Source organism: Roseateles agri (assembly GCF_034043675.1).
Classification (GTDB): domain Bacteria; phylum Pseudomonadota; class Gammaproteobacteria; order Burkholderiales; family Burkholderiaceae_C; genus KK5.
Genome location: NZ_JAXCLA010000002.1, coordinates 730551 through 746958, shown reverse-complemented (window position 1 = coordinate 746958; position 16408 = coordinate 730551). Strand labels below are relative to the sequence as shown.

The window sequence follows — 16408 nt, the reverse complement described above, 5'->3', positions numbered from 1 at the left end:
ACAACGAGCTAGCGATGACCAGCCCCACGCTCTTGCTTGAAGTCCGCCACCTGCGGGTAGAGTTCCCGACCCGCCGCGGCACCTTGCTGGCGCTGGACGATGTGTCCTTCGACATCGCGCCGGGCGAGATTCTTGGTGTGGTCGGCGAATCCGGCGCCGGCAAGTCGCTGACCGGCGCGGCCATCATCGGCCTGCTGGATCCGCCGGGACGCATCGCCAGTGGCGAGATCCTGCTCGAAGGGCGGCGCATCGACAACTTGCCCTACGAGCAGATGCGCCGCATCCGTGGCCGGCAGATCGGCGCCATCTTCCAGGATCCGCTGACTTCGCTGAATCCGCTGTACACGATCGGCCGACAACTCGTCGAGACGATCACGACCCATCTGGGCCTCAGTACCGCGCAGGCACGCAAGCGCGCCATCGAGTTGCTGGAGGAGACCGGCATTCCGGCTGCAGCGCAGCGCATCGACCAGTACCCGCACCAGTTCTCCGGCGGCATGCGTCAGCGCGTCGTGATCGCGCTGGCGTTGGCGGCCAATCCGAAGCTGATCGTGGCCGACGAACCGACGACGGCGCTCGATGTCTCGATCCAGGCCCAGATCATTTCCTTGCTCAAGCGCGTCTGCCGAGAGCAGGGTGCCGCGGTGATGCTGGTTACGCACGACATGGGCGTGATCGCCGAGACCTGCGACCGCGTCGCAGTGATGTACGCGGGCCGGCTGGCCGAGGTGGGCCCGGTCGCCGAAGTGATCCATCGGCCGGCGCATCCGTACACCGCTGGCCTGATGGGCTCGATCCCCGCGATGGACGAGGACCGCGAACGCCTGTTGCAGATCGATGGTTCGATGCCGCGCTTGAATGCCATTCCACTGGGCTGTGCCTACAACCCGCGCTGTCCGAAGGTCTTCGATCGCTGCCGTATCGAGCGGCCGGATCTGATGACGGTCGAGGGCACGCAGGCCGCTTGTTGGCTGCATTCGGTGCAGACGGAGTTGGCGCGATGAGCAGCAACACGCCGCTGGTCGAAGTGCAGGACCTCTCCAAGACCTTCGATGTCTCGTTGCCGTGGCTGAACCGCGTGCTGGAGCGCAAGGAGCGGCTGTTCGTCCATGCGGTCGATGGCGTCAGTTTTGCCATCGAACGTGGCACGACGCTGGCGTTGGTGGGTGAGTCCGGCTGCGGCAAGAGCACGGTGGCGCGCCTGCTGGTAGGCCTCTACGAACCTACGCGTGGCAGCGTCAGCTTCGATGGCGTCGATGCGGCGCGCACGCTTGCGTCCCGGGACGGTCTGACACTGCGCCGCCGCATGCAGATGATCTTCCAGGATCCGTACGCCTCCCTGAATCCGCGCTGGAAGGTGCAGGAGATCGTTGCCGAGCCGCTGCGCGAGCACGGTCTGGTCAGCGGGGCCGGCGAGTTGCGCGAGCGGGTCGGCGAGCTTTTGCGATCGGTGGGCCTGACTGCGTCCGATGGCGACAAGTTCCCGCACCAGTTCTCTGGTGGCCAGCGCCAGCGCATCTCGATCGCCCGGGCCCTGGCGACGCAGCCGGAGTTCCTCGTCTGCGACGAACCGACCTCGGCGCTGGACGTGTCGGTGCAAGCCCAGGTCTTGAACCTGATGAAGGACCTGCAGCGGCAGCGCGGCCTGTCCTACCTGTTCATCTCGCACAACCTGGCGGTTGTGCGCCATGTGGCCGATCGGGTCGGTGTGATGTACCTGGGCCGGCTGGTCGAGTTGGCGCCCAAGGCCGAGCTGTTCGCCCGGCCGCGCCATCCGTACACGCGGATGCTGCTCGATGCGATCCCGGACATCCACATGACCGGGCGCAGCCGCACGCCGGTCCAGGGCGAGGTGCCGAACCCACTGCAACCGCCCAGCGGCTGCAGCTTCCATCCGCGCTGTCCGCACGCGAACGAGCGCTGCAAGGCCGAGCGGCCGGTGCTGCGGGTGGATGCCACGAGCGTGCAGGTGGCATGCCACGCCGTGGAAGAGCGTCGGATCTAGTTCCCTATTGCTTGGCCTGCACGGCCGAGGCAGCGGCTGCGGACGGAGCGCTGGTGGCCGCCTGGGGCGGCTTCGGCAGCACCAATGGCCCCTTCTGGCCGCAGCCCATCAGCAGCGCGGCGCCGAGCGCCAGCACCGACAGGCCTACACTTCGCGGCAATTTGTTCTTGTCGTTCATTCCCGGAAGTTTATCGCCCATGTCCCAAGCCCCCGCCGCCACACCGCTGACCGATGCCGATTACCACGCCAAGACGAAGGCGCTGCTGGATGGCCTCGAGGTGCTGCTGGATCGCTGGCTGGACGAGGACGTCGTCGATATCGACACCCACCGCACGGGTGGCCTGCTGGAATTGAGCCTGCCGGGCGGCAGCAAGATCGTCATCAACACCCAGCCGCCGCTGCAGGAGATCTGGCTGGCCACGCGCGGCGGTGGCTTCCACTTCCGCTATTGCGATGGCCGCTGGCTCGACACGAAAACGGCCGACGAGTTCCACGCCGTGCTTTCCGAGCACGCGAGCTTGCAGGCCGGCAAGCGCTTGACTTTCATCGCCTGAATTTCAGCGCTTGAACAGGTCGAGGATGCTCTTCTTTTCGTCCTCGGAACCCTGCTGCGGCAACTTCGTGTCGTCGCCGCCCAGCGTGTGGACGCCCGCATTGCCGCTGTACTCGTCGTAGTACCACTCGCCGTTCACATTGACGACGCCTTCGGGCACCGGTTGATCCTCGATCGGCGCGTTGCGCAACGCGAAGCTGGCGTACTCGATCCAGACCGGCAGGGCCAGGCCGCCACCGGTTTCGCGGTCGCCCAGCTTGCGCGGCGTGTCGTAGCCGATCCACGCCACAGCGACCAGTTCCTTCTGGTAGCCGTTGAACCAGGCGTCCATCGAATCGTTGGTCGTGCCGGTCTTGCCGCCCAGGTCGGGGCGCTTCAGCGTGGCCTGCACCTTGGCGGCGGTGCCGGTACGGGCGACCTCCTCGAGCAAGCTGTTCATGATGAAGGCGTTGCGCGCGTCGATCACGCGGCTGTCCTCGCCCAACGACACGGTGGGCGCTTCGAACAGCACGCGGCCCTTCGCATCGGTCACGCGCGAGATCAGCTGTGGCGCGACACGATGCCCACCGTTGGCGAACACCGCGTAGCCCTGCACCATCTGCATCGGCGTGACCGAGCCGGCGCCGAGCGCTGTCGTCAGGTAGGCCGGGTGCTTGTCGGCGTCAAAGCCGAAGCGTGTCACCCAGTCCTGCGCATAGCGTGCGCCGATCGACTGCATGATGCGGATCGACACGAGGTTCTTCGATTGCGCCAACGCGCGGCGCATCGTCATCGGGCCCTCGAACTTGCCGTCGTAGTTCTTCGGCTCCCAGGGCTGGCTGCCGGTGGCGCCGGCATCGAAGAACAGCGGTGCGTCGTTGATGATCGTGGCGGGCGTGAAGCCCTTCTCCAGCGCGCCCGAGTAGATGAAGGGCTTGAAGCCGGAGCCGGGCTGGCGCCAGGCCTGCGTCACGTGGTTGAACTTGTTCTTGGCCCAGTCGAAGCCGCCGACCAGCGCGCGCAGCCGCCCGTTGCGCGGATCCATCGCCACGAAGGCGCCCTCGACCTCGGGCAGCTGTGTGATCGTCCAGACGTCCTTGCCCGCCTTGTCCACGCCCTTGACGACGCGGATGATCGCGCCGCGCCGGATGCGCGTCTTGGGGTTGCCCTTGTCGGCCAGGCCGGAGGTGGCGGGCCTCAGGCCGTCGCCGACGATCGTGATCGATTCGCCGCTCTGCAGCGCCGCGACGACCTTCTTCGGGTCGGCCTCCAGCACCACGGCAGCCAGCAACTCGTCGTTCGCCGGGTGATCGGCCAGGGCCTCGGCAACGCGGGAGTCGAGATCGGCCGGGTCACCGGGCAGGTCGGCATAGGCCTCGGGGCCGCGATAGACCTGGCGCTTCTCGTAGTCGAGGATGCCACGGCGCAGCGCGCGGTAGGCGACGTTCTGCTCGTCGGCGCGGATGGTCAGGTAGACGTTCAAGCCACGCGTGTAGGCGGCGTCCCCGTACTGGGTGAAGATCAGCTGGCGGGCCGATTCGGCGACGAATTCGCCATGCGCGGGCAGGTCTGTCACCGTCCGGTAGCGCAGCACCTGCGCCTTGGCGTCGTCGCGCTGCTCGGGCGTGATGAAGCCGTTTTCCAGCATCCGTTCGATGATGTACTGCTGGCGCACCTTGGCGCGGCGCGGGTTATTGATCGGGTTGTAGGCCGACGGCGCCTTCGGCAGGCCGGCCAGCATCGCGGCTTCGGCGACCGTGACGTCCTTCAGCGGCTTGCCGAAATAGACCTCGCTGGCGGCGGCGAAGCCATAGGCGCGGTGCCCCAGGAAGATCTGGTTCATGTAGATCTCGAGGATCTGTTCCTTGCTCAGCGCGCTCTCGATCTTCAGTGCCAACAGGATCTCGTAGATCTTGCGGGTGAAGGTCTTCTCGGTCGACAGGTAGAAGTTGCGCGCCACCTGCATCGTGATCGTCGATGCGCCCTGGCTGCGCGATTCGCCCACATTGGCCAGGCCGGCGCGGATGATGCCCAGGTAGTCGACCCCGCCGTGCTGGTAGAAGCGGGCGTCCTCGATCGCCAGCACCGCGTCCTGCATGACCTTCGGGATCTCCTTGATCGCCAGATAGTTGCGCCGCTCTTCGCCGAACTCGCCGAGCAATTGGCCATCGCTGGAGAGTACGCGCAGTGGCAGCTTGGGGCGGTAGTCCGTCAGGCCGCTGATGTCGGGCAGGTTCGGGTAGGCCATCGCCAGCCCCAGGGCGACCAGCAGCGCCAGGCCGAAGGCGCCAGCCGCAATGATTCCAGCCAGAATCGCGAAGGCACGAAGGACGAAGGAAAGGGCGGGATTGCGAGAAGCGGTACGAGACTCAGAGGGTTTCTGAGAGGTGTTGTTCTTGGCGTCGCTCATGGGCTTCCGATGCGGTGGCCGGATTATAGAAAACCCGCAGCCCGGGTGGCTGTGCCTAAAAAGCGGCAACCGGCCGGGGTGATGACCGTGAACAAATCGGCGGAAGACCAGCGTCTTTCAGTCTTTTACCGCTGGGCATGCGTGTATGTTACGCAACGGCACGTTACGGGCTGTGACCCCTAAACCTTGGGGCCTCAACGGCTTTGCTGCTAGCATTCAAGTAACTTATTAATAGTCTGGCAACGAATCTTGCAGATGCTTCCAAATCTGTTCGGGTGCTGGAATTCCGGGGAATCGCGTCATGGGCTTTCTTGACGTACTGATGGGTCGCAAGCACCCGCCCATGATTGGCTTGGATATCAGCTCGTCGAGCGTCAAGCTGGTTGAGCTGGGCCAGAGCGCCAATGGGGAAATGGTGCTCGAGCGGTTTGCCACCGAGTCCTTCGAAAAGGGCTGGATAACCGACGGCCAGATCGAGAAATTCGATGAGGTCGCCGATGCCGTGCGCCGCGTCGTCGCGCGCAGCGGCAGCAAGACACGCGATGCAGTGCTCGCCATGCCGCAGTCGGCGGTCATTACCAAGAAGATCATGCTGCCGGCCGGTCTGCGCGACGAGGAAATGGAGCTGCAGGTCGAAGCCGAGGCAAACCAGTACATTCCTTTCTCGCTGGATGAGGTGAGCCTCGATTTCTGTGTGATCGGCCCGAGCCCGACCTCGGTCGGCGACGTCGAGGTGCTGATCGCCGCTTCCCGCAAGGATCGCGTGCAGGATCGCCAGGGCCTGGCTGAGGCGGCGGGGCTGAGGCCGGTGATCCTCGATATCGAGTCGCACGCGTCGCGCATGGCCATGGGGCGACTGATCGCCAACCTGCCCAACGCCGGCAAGGACGCACTGGTGGCGCTGTTCGAGATCGGTGCCGATACGACCAGCCTCAAGGTGCTGCGCGACGACGAGATGCTGTACGACCGCGACCAGGCCTTCGGCGGATCGCAGCTGACGCAGCTGATCTCCCGGCAATATGGTTTCTCGTTCGAGGAAGCCGAGCAGAAGAAACTGTCCAACGATTTGCCGGAAGATTATGAATCCGCTGTGCTGAATCCCTTCGTCGACAGCCTGTCTCAGGAAATCGGCCGCGCGCTGCAGTATTTCTTCACCAGCACGCCGCACCACAAGGTGCATTACGTGATGCTCGCCGGCGGCACCGCGACGCTCCCCGGCCTGAAGGAACGCGTGACCGAGCTGACGGGATTCGCCTGTATGGTCGTGAATCCGTTCGAAAATATGGCGCTTGGTTCGGCGGTGCGCGAGCCGAAACTTCGGCGTGAGGCGCCTGCCTATCTGACGGCCTGCGGTCTGGCGATGCGGAGGTTTTTCCAGTGATTCTGATCAACCTGCTGCCGCACCGCGAAGACAAACGCAGGCGGCGCAAGCAAGCCTTCTTCGTCGGGCTGGGCATGTCGGCAGCAGTCGGTGTCGGCATCGTCGTCGCCGCGTTCCTGCTGCTGCAGTATCTGACCTCCGAGCAACAGCGCCGCAATCAGTACCTGGGCGCCGAGATCGGTCGCCTGGAAGTGCAGATCAAGGATATTGCGAATCTGCGCGCAGAAATCGAATCGCTGAAGTCGCGGCAAAAGGCGGTGGAGGACTTGCAGACCGACCGCAATACGCCGGTCCATTTGCTCAATGAACTCGCCAGCACCGTGCCCGAAGGCATTTACCTGACGGCGATTCGACAGACCGACAAGCTCGTGACGATCAGTGGCATTGCGCAGACCAACGAGCGGATTTCCGAGTTTCTGCGCAATGTGTCGCGCAATTCGGAGTGGCTGGAAAAACCCGAACTGGTGGAGAGCAAGGTGGCGAATCTGAGCACCAACAGTCGCGACCAGAAGCGGCTGTTCGACTTCTCGATGCGCGTGTCCATCAAGGCGCCGGCGACCGAAGCAGCCGCGGGCGCCGCATCCGGCCCCGCGGCTAGGTCGGCGACGCAATCCTGAACATCATGGCGACCAAGTCAATCAATTTCGACCTGAACGCCTGGTTCGAAGGCGTGCAGGATCAGTTCCGCGGCCTGAATCCCAAGGAACCGGGTCAGTGGCCGCTGCTGCCCAAGATGACCGCGTTCATCGCGGCAGGCATCGCCGTCGTCGTGCTGGGCTGGCTGCTGATGCTGTCCGATGCGCAGACTTCGCTGGATACCGAGCGGGCGCGCGAACCCACGCTGAAGGAAGACTTCAAGGGCAAGCTGGCCCAGGCGGTCAATCTGCCGGAACTGCGCAAGCAGAAGAGCCAGGTCGAGGAGTACGTCACCCAACTCGAGAAGCAACTGCCCGGCAAGGCCGAGATGGATGCGTTGCTGTCCGACATCAACCAGGCGGGTCTCGGCCGCGGTCTGCAGTTCGAGCTGTTCCGGCCCGGGCAGGTGGTGGTCAAGGACTATTACGCGGAACTGCCGATCTCGCTGCGCGTGTCCGGCCGCTATCACGACATCGGCGCCTTCGCGGCCGACGTGTCCAACCTGTCGCGCATCGTGACCCTGCACAACCTCAGCGTCGTCGCGCCGACCGGCAAGGACGCCAGCTCTGGCAACCTCGCGATGGAAGCCACCGCCCGGACCTACCGCTATCTCGACGCGACCGAGGTGGCCGATCAGAAGAAGGCAGCCGCCAAGGCGGCGAAGAAGCCATCATGATGAAGCGCGCGACCTACCTCATCCCGCTGGCGGCGCTGGTGCTGAGCGGCTGCTCCGCCGATCTGGACGAATTGCGCCAGTGGATGGAAACCGAACGGCACAACGCCCACGCGACGATCAAGCCGCTGCTTCCGCCGAAGAAGTTCCTGCCGCAGCCCTACGAAGCCGCCGGCGCGGTGGAGCCGTTCAGCGTGCAGAAGCTCAGCGTGGCGATCAAGCAGGAGGCGGCTCAGCCCAATTCGCTGCTGACGGCCGAGATGAACCGCCGCCGTGAGCCGCTGGAGGCGTATCCGCTGGACAGCATGTCCATGGTCGGCAGCATCACTCGCGACAACCAGCGCTACGCGTTGCTGCGGGTGGACAACCTGCTCTACCAGGTCAAGGCCGGGGACTACCTGGGCCAGAACTTCGGCCGAATCGTGAAGATTTCAGAAACCGACGTGACCTTGCGGGAAGTCGTGCAGGACGCTGCAGGCGAATGGGTAGAACGCTCAAGCACCCTCCAGCTTCAGGAGAAGGGTCGATGAATATGGCAGCAGCACGGCAGCGGCACGGAAAAAAAGGGCCCCGGATGACGAATCATTGGCGCGCGACATGGACGCTGGCTGCGGGCCTGGTGTTGGGGCTGGCCGCGAGCGGCAGTGCCTTCGCGCAGGCGGCGATCCGCTCGATCAACAGCACGCAGCAGGCCGGTGTCGAGGTGGTCCGGATCGAGATGTCCGAACCGCTGAAGGAAGTGCCCAAGGGCTTCACCGTGCAGACGCCGCCGCGCGTGGCGATCGACCTGCCTGGCGTCGTCAACGGCATCGGCCGCTCGGTGGTCGACATCAACCAGGGCAATTTGCGCTCGGCCAATGTGGCGGAGGCGGGCGAGCGCACGCGCGTTGTGCTGAACCTGCGCCAGCCCTCGGGCTACCGCGCACAGCTGGATGGGAACGCTCTGCTGCTGGTGCTCGAAGCGCCGAGCGCCGCCGCGCGCACGGCCGGTGGCACGACCGCCGAGCCGGTGCATTTCGCCCAGAGCATGAACGCAGCGCCCGAGGCCCTGCGCGACATCGACTTCCGTCGTGGCGCGGACGGTGCCGGCCGCGTCGTCGTTGACCTGCCGAGCAACCAGGTCGGCGTGGACATCCAGCAGCAGGGCCAGAGCGTCGTCGTCGAGTTCCTGCGTTCCAGCCTGCCCGAGCGGCTGCGTCGGCGCCTGGACGTCACCGACTTCGGCAGTCCGGTGCAGTTCATCACGGCCAGCCAGACCGGTGGCCGCGTGCGCCTCGTCGTCGAACCCAAGGGCGCCTGGGAGCATTCTGCGTACCAGAGCGACAACCAGTTCGTGCTGGAGGTGCGGCCGCAGAAGATCGATCCCAACAAGCTGACGCAGGGACCGGGCTTCACCGGCGAGAAGCTGTCGCTGAACTTCCAGAACATCGAGGTCCGCGCGCTGCTGCAGGTGATCGCCGACTTCACCAATTTCAATGTCGTCACCAGCGACACCGTCACCGGCAACGTGACGTTGCGACTGAAGGACGTGCCCTGGGATCAGGCGCTGGACATCATCCTGCAGGCCAAGGGCCTGGGCCTGAAGAAGTCCGGCAATGTGCTGCTGATCGCGCCGAAGGATGAGCTCGCTGCGAAAGAGAAGCTGGAGCTCGAGTCGAAGGCCCAGATTGCCTCGCTTGAGCCGTTGCGCACGCAGTCCTTCCAGCTGAACTACACGAAGGCGGCCGACATCGCTGCCGGCCTGACCGGCCAGGCGACGGCGCAAGGCAGCAGCACGAGCAGTAGTAGCTCAACTAACACCCGCATCCTTTCGCCGCGCGGCAGCGTGGTTTTCGAGACGCGCACGAATCAGCTTTTCGTCTCCGACACGCCGTCCAAGCTGGAAGAGATCCAGTCGATGATCGCCAAGATCGACATTCCGGTGCGCCAGGTGCTGATTGAGGCACGCATCGTGGAAGCCACGGACTCCTTCGGCCGCTCGCTGGGTGTCAAGCTGGGCACGACCGACCTGCGCGGCTTGCAAGGCGGCGTTCCGGGCTGGAGCGTCGGCGGCAGCAACTACCTGTCGGTCGGCAACAACTACGCTTCCAGTGCCTACCAGACGCTGCAATCCGGCACCACTACGGACTTTGGCAACACGCAGTTTGTCAACTTGCCGGCCAACGTTTCCTCCGACGCATTTGCTGGCGCGACCAGTGCGGCTACTTTCGCACTCTCGCTGTTCAGTGCCTCGGCGAATCGCTTCCTGAACCTAGAACTTTCCGCCCTCGAAGCTGACGGCAAGGGCAAGATCGTGTCGAGTCCGCGCGTGATCACGGCCGACCAGGTCAAGGCGCTGATCGAGCAGGGCGAGGAACTGCCCTATCAGGTCGCCACCTCCAGCGGCGCCACCTCTGTGCAGTTTCGCAAGGCCAATCTGAAGCTCGAAGTGACGCCGCAGATCACACCCGAAGGCAGTGTGATCCTCGCCGTCGACGTGACCAAGGACAGCCGCGGCACGCTGACCCCGCAGGGCTACTCGATCAACACCAAGCATGTGCAGACGCAGGTGCTGGTCGAGAACGGTGGCACGGTGGTCATCGGCGGCATCTTCACGATCGACGAACAGGAGAATGTCTCCAAGGTCCCATTGCTGGGTGATATTCCGGTGCTGGGCAATCTGTTCAAGAACAAGACGAAGACGTCGAGCAAAACGGAGCTGTTGATCTTCCTGACGCCGAAGGTGGTCAGTGAGCGGGCGCCGGTGCGCTGAGCGGTTCAGGGAAGAACGCCGCCGACGGTCGGCAGGAGAGGAAAAGTCGTGAGCAATTTCGTTGTAGCAGCGCGTCGGGCCATTCAGAGCCTGGTGAGTTTGGTTCTGGTCACCGCTCTGGTTGCATGCGGAGGTGGTGGGGGCGATGCGGGAGGATCCGTCTTCGCGCCCAGTTCGCCCGCGAGCGGCGGTTCGTCCACGCCGACGGCGACCGCGAGTGATCTTGTCGTTGAGCTGGATAAGACCAGCGTGACGAATATCGACACCGTCGGCGTCACTGTGACGGTGACGGCGATCGATGCCAACCGCAATGCCGTTGCGGGCGCTGGTGTGGCCTTCGCGGTCGACCGCGGTATCGTGACCCCGGGCGGGACTGTGACCGATGCCACTGGCAAGCAGACGGCAACCGTCACCCTCGGCGGCAGCGGCAGTGCGGTCAACGGCAGAATCACGATCACGATCGTCAGCGGTAGCATCACGAAGACGCAGTCCTTTGACGTCGTCGATCCGCCCGCCTCGGCTCAGACGCCGACTGTGGCGCTGGCGCTCTCGTCGACAACGGTCACGGCTGGCGCACCAGCCACGGCGACGGTGACAGTGAAGAACAATGCAGGCGTCCCGCTCTCGGGAGTTGTGGTCAAGTTCTCCACCGATGCGGGCCTCGGCAGCCTGAGTGCGCCGTCGGCGCTCACGGACCCGACTGGGAAGGCCTCGATTGTGGTGTCGCCAGCGCAATCGACCTCGACTGGCGCAGACACGTTGCGGGCGACGGTGAGCTACCTCGGGACTACCTATTCCGATGCGACTGGCTTCCAGCTGACGGCGACCAACGTCACGATCAGCTCGTTCACTTCTGACGTGACCACCACGCTGTCGGCTTACGGCCAGGCCAATCTGACTGTCCAACTGACCGGCACCAGTGCTAACAGCGCGGTCAATCTGTCGATCACTTCGTCCTGCGCCGCCGCGGGCAAGGGGACGATCACGCCAGCCAGCCAGACGACGACTACCGGTAAAGCCACCTTCACATTCCGCGACGGCGGTTGCGGTGCCACAGCCGGTGTCGAGAACTTGCAGGTGTCCGTTGCCGGCACGACCTTGACGCAAAACCTCTCGATCGCCGTTGCCCCGCCGACGGCTACCAGCATCGGCTTCGTCTCGGCCTCGCCTTCGAATATCTACCTGAAGGGCTCGGGCTTGGTCGAAAGCTCGAACATCACGTTCAAGGTCAAGGACCAGAACAACAACGGTTTGCCGGGCAAAACTGTGGTGTTGGTTGCCAACACACAGGCCGGTGGTCTGACATTGGATGACCAACCCACCAGTTCGACCCCGCCTACCGTTACGAAGCTGACAGACTCGGACGGCAATGTGATCGTGCGCGTGAACTCGGGCACTGTGCCGACACCGGTGCGCATCAAGGCGACCCTGCAGGACTCGAGTATTTCGACCGTGTCGAGCGTGCTTTCGGTCGCCGTGGGTTTGCCATCGCAAGTCAGTTTCTCAGCCGCGCCCGCCACAATCAACATCGAAGGTTTCAATATCCAGGGCACGACGAATACTTTCACCGTGATCGCATCTGACCGGCTCCGCAATCCGGTGCCGGACGGCACGGCGATCAACTTCGTTGCCGAGGGAGGGCAGATCGAGGCGAGCAAGCAGACCGCGGTCAATAGCAGCGGCAACGCGACTGCAACGGCCAACTTCGTCAGCACGCTGCCGCCGCCTGCCGATGGTCGGCTAACTGTGGTGGCGTACGCGCTTGGTGAAAAGTCTTTCATCGACCTGAACGGAAACAACGTCTACGACGCTGGTGAGGACTTCCAGGATCTGGGCGACATCTACATCGACCTCAAGTACGACAACTTCTACGATCCCGCCGAAGACCAGTTTGTTTCCACGACGACGGGGCAGACGAACGCTTGCCTCCCCGCCAGTTCTGACACGCTGCAGGTGGACGTCACAATCCCGTCGCGGCCGAATACTTGCAGTCAAACCTGGGGTCCCGCGTACGTCCGGCGCGCAATGCAGACGATCATGTCGACGTCCGCTGCCGGTCCCAAGTGGGGTACGACGTGGCCTGGCAACGTCTATGGCGGCTGCGCCACGCAGTTGCTGACTACTGGCTACTCGAATGGCGTACCGGTAAAGCAGAGTTTCGCTGTGTTCGGCAGCGGCACGATCATGACTAATTTGGCCCGGTCTGGTGTCTTGTCCTTCGCGGCATCGGATGCCAACACAACAGCCTACAACCCGATGGCCGCCGGAACTGTGATTACGGCCTCCGGCACGGATGGTCTGTCGGTGTTCGTGCAGGGCGGGTCGCCCGTCCCGAATACCGCGACGCCCTCTGGTGTGACCATTTCGTACAAGTTCGACGACACGACGAACGCGGGCACCATCACGGTCAGCTTCAAGTCGCCCAGTGGCCTGGTGTCGTCGTTTTCGCAAGCAATCGTGACCACAGCGCCGTCCGGCTCGCCTTGCAGCCCCTGATCATTTCTCTTGTCGGCATGCCCGGCGGTGGCAAGTCCACCGTCGGCAAGCAGTTGGGGCGGCAGTTGGGCGTGCGCTTCGTGGACTCCGACCACGAGATCGAACTGCGGATCGGTGAGCCGATCCGCAGTTTTTTCGAGCGCGAGGGCGAGGCCCCGTTCCGCGAGATCGAGGCTCAGGTGCTGGCCGATATTCTCGATTCCGAAGGCGAACTGGTGCTGGGCACCGGTGGCGGATCGGTGCTGCGCGAGGAGAACCGGGCGTTGCTGCATGGCAGCTCGACTGTGCTGTACCTGCGCTCCACGCCCGAGGATCTGTTCCGCCGGCTGCGCCACGACACGCAGCGGCCCTTGCTCCAAGTGAGAGATCCGCTGGCCAAATTGCGAGAGCTCTACGCGCAGCGCGATCCGCTGTACCGGCGCTGCGCGCACTACGTGCTCGAAACCGGCCGGCCGTCCGTGCACGGGCTGGTCAACATGGCACTGATGCAGCTGGAGCTGGCGGGTCTGATCGACTCCGCACGGGTCGCCGCAACCGTCGGTGCGCAACGCGCCGACTAAACTGCGGGCATGCAGCACCCCCCCGAATCCGTTTCCATCGCGCTCCCCGACGGCCGCAGCTACGACATCCTGATCGGCACCTGCCTGTTCGACGCCGCGGCCACCTGGCAAGGCCTGCCGCGGGCCGCTGCGGCGGTCATCGTCACCAACGAAACGATCGCGCCGCTGTACCTGGAGCGTCTGAAGCGGCAACTCGCACCGCATTACGAAAGAGTCGACGTGGTGCTGCTGCCCGACGGCGAGGAACACAAGAACCAGGATTCGCTCAACGCCATCGTCGACCACCTGCTGGGCCAAGCCTGCGATCGCAAGACCGTGCTGTTCGCGCTGGGTGGCGGTGTGATCGGCGACATGACCGGCTTCGCGGCGGCGATCTACATGCGTGGAGTGCCCTTCGTGCAGGTGCCGACCACGCTATTGGCTCAGGTGGATTCGTCGGTCGGCGGCAAGACGGCGATCAACCATCCGCTCGGCAAGAACATGGTCGGCGCGTTCTATCAGCCGGTGCGTGTCGTCGCCGACCTAGACACGCTCGACACGCTGCCCAGGCGCGAGCTGTCGGCGGGCCTCGCCGAAATCATCAAGTACGGCCCGATCGCCGATCCGGCATTCCTGGAATGGCTGGAGGCGAACATCGACGCGCTGCTGGCGCGCGACAAGGCCGCGCTGGCCTACGCGGTCAAGCGCAGCTGTGAGATCAAGGCCGATGTCGTCGGCCAGGATGAGCGCGAGCAGGGCCTGCGTGCGATCCTGAACTTCGGCCACACCTTCGGCCATGCGATCGAGACGGGCCTGGGCTATGGCGAATGGCTGCACGGCGAGGCGGTCGGCTGCGGCATGGTGATGGCCAGCGACCTGAGCGTGCGCCTGGGCCTGATGCCGGCGGAATTCCTGCCGCGGATGAAGCGGCTGATCGAGCGGGCGGGCCTGCCGGTTGTCGGCCCGAAGCTGGGCATCGCTCGCTATCTGGAGCTGATGCAGGTGGACAAGAAAGCCGAGGGCGGGGCGATTCGCTTCGTCGTCATCGAGGGCCTCGGCAAGGCCGGCATGCGGCCCGCACCGGACGAGTTGGTGGCCGCGGTCATCGAGGCTCATACGGCCTGAACGATGACGCTTTCGGCCTACGCTTGTCACCCGACACATAGCCGCGGCCGTCGCATCGCCGAGCCGAAGGCGCCGACGCGCAGCGAGTTCCAGCGCGACCGCGATCGCATCATCCACAGCACCGCCTTCCGCCGTCTCGTCTACAAGACGCAGGTGTTCATGAACCACGAGGGCGACCTGTTCCGCACGCGGCTCACGCATTCGCTGGAAGTCGCGCAACTGGGCCGCTCGATCGGCCGCAGCCTCAGGCTAGACGAGGACCTGATCGAGGCGATCGCCCTGGCCCACGACCTGGGCCACACGCCTTTCGGCCACGCCGGCCAGGATGTGCTGGACGACTGCATGAAGCCCCACGGCGGCTTCGAGCACAACCTGCAGTCGCTGCGAGTCGTCGATGTGCTGGAGCAGCGCTACCCGGCCTTCGACGGGCTGAACCTCTGCTTCGAGACACGCGAGGGCATCCTCAAGCACTGCGCGCGCCGCAATGCCGAGGTTATCGAAGGCGCGGAGCCCGGCGGCGTCGCCCATCGCTTTCTGCACGGGCAGCAGCCGAGCCTCGAAGCACAGCTGTGCAACCTGGCCGACGAAGTCGCCTACAACGCCCACGACATCGACGACGGTGTGCGCTCGGGCTTGGTTGAGTTGGAGCAGTTGCGGCAGGTGCCGCTGGTCGAGCGCTGCCTGCGCGAGACGCTGGACGAGTTCCCTGCGCTGAAGGGCAAGCGTCTGCTGTTCGACACGATCCGCCGGATGCTGTCCGCGCAGGTCTACGACATCATCGATGCCAGCCGCACGGCCATTGGCGAGGCGGGGCCGGACAGCGCCGACGCTGTCCGCCAGCAGCCCAAGCCGCTGATCCGTTTCAGCACCGGTATGCGCGCCGCCAGCAGCGAACTGAAGCGCTTCCTCTTCGCCAATCTCTACCGTCACCCGCAGGTGCAGGGGATGCGCGTGCGGGCCGAGGAGCTGTTGCGCGAGCTGTTCGCGCTCTATGCCAACGATCCCGCGCTGCTGCCCGAGGAGTACAAGCAAGGCGGCTTCCGTGCGATCGCCGACTACATCGCCGGCATGACCGACCGCTTCGCGATGAAGGAGCACGAGCGCCTCACCGGCCGCCGGCTGTTCTGAACATAATTGGGGTCAGATTGAAACCGACCCCATGGCCCGACTCGCAAGACTGACCCTCGCCGGTCAACCGCACCACCTGATCCAGCGCGGCCTGAACCGCCAGCCCATCGTCGCCGACGACGTGGACCGCGAGCGCCTGCTGGCCGAGCTGCGCGAATGCGCGGCGCTGCACAAGGTGGCCGTGCACGCCTACATCCTGATGGACAACCATCTGCATCTGCTCGCCACGCCGGAGACCGGCGAAGGCCTGAGCCGGATGATGCAATCGCTGGGCCGCCGCTACGTCGCCGCCTTCAACAAGCGGCATGGTCGCAGCGGCACCCTGTGGGACGGCCGCTTCCGCGCAGCGCCGCTGGAAGCACAGGCGCACCTGCTCGCCTGCATGCGCTACATCGAGACCAATCCGCAGCGCCTGGGCCATGCGATCCGGCCGGAGGACTACCGCTGGTCCAGCGCCGCGCACCATCTGGGTCGGCGGCGCGATCCGCTGGTCGTGGACCACGCGCTGTTCTGGGGCATGGGCAACACGCCTTTCGAGCGCGAAGCCGCTTACAAGGCCTGGCTGGAGCAGGGCGTCGCGGACGATGAAGCGCGCCGCCTGGGTGAGGCCGCCCTGAAGGGCTGGCCCCTCGGATCGGCAAGCTTCTTGCGTGCGATTGGCGACACGACCGAGCGACCCGTCGCCCCGCGCCGGCGCGGCCGGCCACCCCGCGTGCGCTCTGAATGACTAT

Annotated in this window: 15 protein-coding genes; 13 read left to right on the top strand and 2 right to left on the bottom strand. The window is 64.8% G+C overall.

What is annotated here, in order from left to right; genetic code table 11:
* Nucleotides 1-14: 14 nt before the first annotated feature.
* Complete coding sequence (locus tag SNE35_RS07545) at nt 15-1004, top strand: ABC transporter ATP-binding protein (protein WP_320422243.1); 990 nt, start codon at nt 15-17, stop codon at nt 1002-1004.
* Entirely contained in the window at nt 1001-2005 is a 1005-nt protein-coding gene (locus tag SNE35_RS07540; RefSeq protein WP_320422242.1) for an ABC transporter ATP-binding protein, read from the top strand. Before SNE35_RS07545 ends, SNE35_RS07540 begins: the two co-directional genes overlap by 4 nt.
* Before the next feature lie 4 nt (nt 2006-2009).
* Here the strand turns inward: SNE35_RS07540 and lptM are convergent, their stop codons facing one another.
* The gene (gene lptM, locus SNE35_RS07535) at nt 2010-2183 is read right to left on the bottom strand and encodes an LPS translocon maturation chaperone LptM (RefSeq protein ID WP_320422241.1); all 174 of its coding nucleotides are present in this window, start codon (nt 2181-2183) and stop codon (nt 2010-2012) included.
* A gap of 19 nt (nt 2184-2202) precedes the next feature.
* On the opposite strand from lptM, the gene cyaY reads away from it, so the two are divergent.
* The gene (gene cyaY / locus SNE35_RS07530; RefSeq protein WP_320422240.1) at nt 2203-2559 is read left to right on the top strand and encodes an iron donor protein CyaY; all 357 of its coding nucleotides are present in this window, start codon (nt 2203-2205) and stop codon (nt 2557-2559) included.
* A gap of 3 nt (nt 2560-2562) precedes the next feature.
* Here cyaY and SNE35_RS07525 read toward each other — a convergent pair whose 3' ends face one another.
* Nucleotides 2563-4947, bottom strand: a complete 2385-nt coding sequence (locus SNE35_RS07525) for a penicillin-binding protein 1A (protein WP_320422239.1) — start codon at nt 4945-4947, stop codon at nt 2563-2565.
* Between the two features lie 301 nt (nt 4948-5248).
* On the opposite strand from SNE35_RS07525, the gene SNE35_RS07520 reads away from it, so the two are divergent.
* From SNE35_RS07520 to SNE35_RS07475, 10 genes are read left to right on the top strand one after another with little or no spacing between them, the layout of a single operon-like run.
* Nucleotides 5249-6328, top strand: coding sequence for a pilus assembly protein PilM (locus SNE35_RS07520; RefSeq protein ID WP_320422238.1), 1080 nt, complete (start codon nt 5249-5251; stop codon nt 6326-6328).
* Nucleotides 6325-6945, top strand: a complete 621-nt coding sequence (locus SNE35_RS07515; protein ID WP_320422237.1) for a PilN domain-containing protein — start codon at nt 6325-6327, stop codon at nt 6943-6945. The genes SNE35_RS07520 and SNE35_RS07515 overlap by 4 nt, the downstream gene beginning before the upstream one ends.
* Before the next feature lie 5 nt (nt 6946-6950).
* Nucleotides 6951-7640, top strand: a complete 690-nt coding sequence (locus SNE35_RS07510) for a type IV pilus inner membrane component PilO (RefSeq protein WP_320422236.1) — start codon at nt 6951-6953, stop codon at nt 7638-7640.
* On the top strand, nt 7637-8167 hold the full coding sequence (locus SNE35_RS07505) for a pilus assembly protein PilP (RefSeq protein ID WP_431312717.1): 531 nt from the start codon (nt 7637-7639) through the stop codon (nt 8165-8167). Before SNE35_RS07510 ends, SNE35_RS07505 begins: the two co-directional genes overlap by 4 nt.
* A gap of 44 nt (nt 8168-8211) precedes the next feature.
* Complete coding sequence (locus SNE35_RS07500; protein ID WP_320422235.1) at nt 8212-10389, top strand: type IV pilus secretin PilQ; 2178 nt, start codon at nt 8212-8214, stop codon at nt 10387-10389.
* A gap of 48 nt (nt 10390-10437) precedes the next feature.
* Nucleotides 10438-12885: a hypothetical protein gene (locus SNE35_RS07495; protein WP_320422234.1), complete on the top strand. Its 2448-nt coding sequence runs from the start codon at nt 10438-10440 to the stop codon at nt 12883-12885.
* Nucleotides 12882-13445, top strand: coding sequence for a shikimate kinase (locus SNE35_RS07490; RefSeq protein ID WP_320422383.1), 564 nt, complete (start codon nt 12882-12884; stop codon nt 13443-13445). Before SNE35_RS07495 ends, SNE35_RS07490 begins: the two co-directional genes overlap by 4 nt.
* Before the next feature lie 9 nt (nt 13446-13454).
* Nucleotides 13455-14549 carry a 3-dehydroquinate synthase gene (gene aroB, locus SNE35_RS07485; protein ID WP_320422233.1) on the top strand — a complete coding sequence of 365 codons (1095 nt, stop codon included), beginning with the start codon at nt 13455-13457 and terminating at the stop codon, nt 14547-14549.
* A 3-nt stretch (nt 14550-14552) separates the two neighbouring features.
* Nucleotides 14553-15677: a deoxyguanosinetriphosphate triphosphohydrolase gene (locus SNE35_RS07480; RefSeq protein WP_320422232.1), complete on the top strand. Its 1125-nt coding sequence runs from the start codon at nt 14553-14555 to the stop codon at nt 15675-15677.
* 31 nt (nt 15678-15708) lie between these two features.
* The gene (locus SNE35_RS07475; RefSeq protein WP_320422231.1) at nt 15709-16404 is read left to right on the top strand and encodes a transposase; all 696 of its coding nucleotides are present in this window, start codon (nt 15709-15711) and stop codon (nt 16402-16404) included.
* Nucleotides 16405-16408 lie beyond the last annotated feature (4 nt).